Origin of the sequence: uncultured Campylobacter sp., assembly GCF_937949835.1 — a bacterium.
GTDB lineage: Bacteria > Campylobacterota > Campylobacteria > Campylobacterales > Campylobacteraceae > Campylobacter_B.
Map to the genome: position 1 here is coordinate 1 of NZ_CALEDC010000513.1, position 2,696 is coordinate 2,696.

Below are 2,696 nucleotides of genomic sequence, written 5' to 3' on the forward strand. Positions count from 1 at the left end.
TAGCTCTTTATAAATAGAATTTCAAAGCGTTTTATATGTTCCCAAATAGGATGGCAGCGCGCAAGTGCGGCAGATAATCCACTATCCGCCGCAACAGGCTCGCAAAACCGCGTCATGGCTTAAAATCAAAACCCGTCTTGCAAAAGCAAATCCGCAGTATGCAAAATTCATAGCATACAAAACCATGCCGTGCCGTCGGCTTATAAAGTCGCAGTTTGAAAACTGCGCCGTACAGCTAGCTTAAAATCACGCCCCGCAAAAACAGCGCTCGTGCCGCTAGTTTGCAAAGCCGCGCCTCTTAAAGCGTAAAAAACCGCGGCGCCTCGCTAACTCGTAAAATTTTGGCTCGCCAAAGTCGCGCTGCGCCGCGTGCTGATAAATCACGGCTCGCGCAAACGCAGCGCAATGTTCGCAAAAGTAAAATCCGCGGCTTGCAAAATCAAGCCGCAGCATTCAAAAGCGAGCTTAAGCTTTTGGAATTCTGATCTTCTGCCCCGGATAGATGAGGTTCGCGTCCTTGATAACCTCGCGGTTGGCGTCGAAAATAACCTTGTATTTATTCGCGTCGCCGTAGAATTTCTTCGCGATTTTAGATAGGTTATCGCCCTTTACGATGGTATAGTAGTTCTCGGCGCTATCCTCTCTAATGCCCTCGATCTGCACGTTTTTAATACCTGCGGTGTTGCCCGCGATAAGGGCTGCTTTTTCGAGAGTTTCCTTATCGGCGTTGCCGCTGATTTTGACGGTGTCACCCTTCACCTCGACCTCTAGCCCCTCTACCGGCGTCGAGCTGAGATTGGCGGCGATCTCGTCTTTTACGGATTTGGCGTCATCGCCTAGACCTAGTAGTTTCTTGCCTGCTTCGGCTACGAATGAAAGTAAACCCATTTTTTCTCCTTTGGTTAAAGTGGCGAAATTTTATCTTAAATTTACCAACGATCAGCTTAGGTGCATATCCCTGCCGATCTGCTCTAGCCTAGCGATGCGACCTACTGCGCTCACTCTATGCGCGACGGCAGGTTCTTGGATCATCATTGCCGCGCCCGTCTATTCAGATTTGCAGCGTATGAATTATCAGCGTCGCGACTACGCTAAATTTTTCGTCAGTAAATTTCTAGCGATCACAGCACATACGATGCTAAAAACGACGACCGAATATGAGTTGATATTTAGCCCGCAAAATCCTGCGCTTAGGGCAAAGGCGCAAAGCGGTGCGTTTAGATTGATCGCTAAAAAGGCAGCCCCTCCGCAAACGCCCGCTGCGCTTAGGCTAATAGGTAGAATTTCGCCGATCGCAAATCCTATGCATAGCCCCAAAACTGTACCCAGCGCGAAACTCGGCGTGAGTGTGCCGCCATATCCGCCGCAGCGAAAGATCATTAGAATGCAAAACGCCTTGCAAAGCAAAATCGCGAGCAAATAGGGGCTAAAGGATGCGGAGTTGAAAGCAAACTGCGCTGCGGAGCGCCCGTTACCTAAAATTTCAGGTACGTATGCGCCGATCGCCGCGGTAAGCACGAATGCAAATGGCAGTGTAAGTGCGATTTTAAAGCTTTTTATGCGCAGCTTTTCGCACAAGCGCACCCCGTCTTGGAAATATTTTGCCGCAAACCCCGTGACAAGCCCGATTAGAGCCGCTGCGAGTAAATTCTGTGGGGTAGGGGCGAAGTTCGAAACTGCGTAATAAATTTCTTTTGAAGCTCCGAATTCCGCTGTAGCTGTAGCCACCGCGCTTGTGGCAAAGGCGCACAAAATCGCTCGAGTATCGAAGCTTTTAAGCAAAATTTCTAGGCTAAAAAGCGCGCCCGCTAACGGGACGTTATATGCAGCGCCCAGTCCCGCTCCCGCGCCGCATGCGACAAATAGCCGAAGCTCATCTCCGCCGATATTTAAGGCGCGGCAAATTTTAGCTGCAAATAAGCCACCCAGCTCGCGCGGAGCAGCCTCGCTGCCTACCGGCGCGCCCAGGGCGATGGCTGCTAGCTGCAAAACCGAGTGGATTAAATTTTGCCAAAACGGCGGATTTTGCCCATCCATCATCGAAGCTACGTTTAAAAAGGGTTTTAGCCTTATCAGCAGAATTCTAATTAAAGTTACGATTGCGCCGGCTGCGAGGACGCTAAGAAAGCGCCTAAGCGCAGTGGTTTGCTCCGTGATAATGTGGAATTCCTCATCATTATGCCCGAAAGCAAAAGTTTCAATTTCGTTGATGCCGAAGTTTAAGAGCCCTGCGCAAAGCCCCATTATAATGCCTATCGTAAGGATCGCTAGAAAGAATTTAGTACTCAAAATATGCCTTTTTGAAACGCATAATTATATAAAATTTTAGCTTTAAAAAATCCTTACCGCGCGCATAAAAGCAGCTAAAACGCGAGTAAATTTTAAAATAATGGCTAGGAATTTATATCGTCTCTGTAAGTAAAATTTTGCGCGAAATTCTATGAAGTTTAGGCAGGTTCGGAATTTTATTTACGTTAATTGCGCGAGTAAAATTTACGTAGATTTTATATCGCGCGTAGAAAATTTAATAAAATTTCGCATCGCGCGGGAGGATAAAATTCTATTTGAAATTTCTTGCCGCGAGGACAGGCGAAATTCTACGTAAAATTTAAATCTATCCGAGCGGGTAAAATTTTAAATTGAGTAAGCGAGAAAATTTTGCAGAGAGCGCGTGAAATTTCGCGCAGAATTCTAAC

At 47.3% G+C, this 2,696-nt stretch carries 3 protein-coding genes; 1 reads left to right on the forward strand and 2 read right to left on the reverse strand.

Going from position 1 to position 2,696, the window contains the following annotated elements; genetic code table 11:
* Positions 1-465: 465 nt before the first annotated feature.
* The gene (lysM, locus tag Q0256_RS11405; protein ID WP_297963211.1) at positions 466-888 is read right to left on the reverse strand and encodes a peptidoglycan-binding protein LysM; all 423 of its coding nucleotides are present in this window, start codon (positions 886-888) and stop codon (positions 466-468) included.
* A 198-nt stretch (positions 889-1,086) separates the two neighbouring features.
* Positions 1,087-2,289: a chloride channel protein gene (locus Q0256_RS11410; RefSeq protein ID WP_297963213.1), complete on the reverse strand. Its 1,203-nt coding sequence runs from the start codon at positions 2,287-2,289 to the stop codon at positions 1,087-1,089.
* A 151-nt stretch (positions 2,290-2,440) separates the two neighbouring features.
* Between Q0256_RS11410 and Q0256_RS11415 the strand changes: the two genes are divergently transcribed.
* The gene (locus Q0256_RS11415; RefSeq protein ID WP_297963214.1) at positions 2,441-2,605 is read left to right on the forward strand and encodes a hypothetical protein; all 165 of its coding nucleotides are present in this window, start codon (positions 2,441-2,443) and stop codon (positions 2,603-2,605) included.
* Positions 2,606-2,696 lie beyond the last annotated feature (91 nt).

What these genes read in the sequence shown, in the direction of transcription:
- Q0256_RS11415 (WP_297963214.1), top strand. Translation starts at nt 2,441, where the DNA reads ATGAAGTTTAGGCAGGTTCGGAATTTTATTTACGTTAATTGCGCGAGT.
- lysM (WP_297963211.1), bottom strand. Translation starts at nt 888, where the DNA reads ATGGGTTTACTTTCATTCGTAGCCGAAGCAGGCAAGAAACTACTAGGT.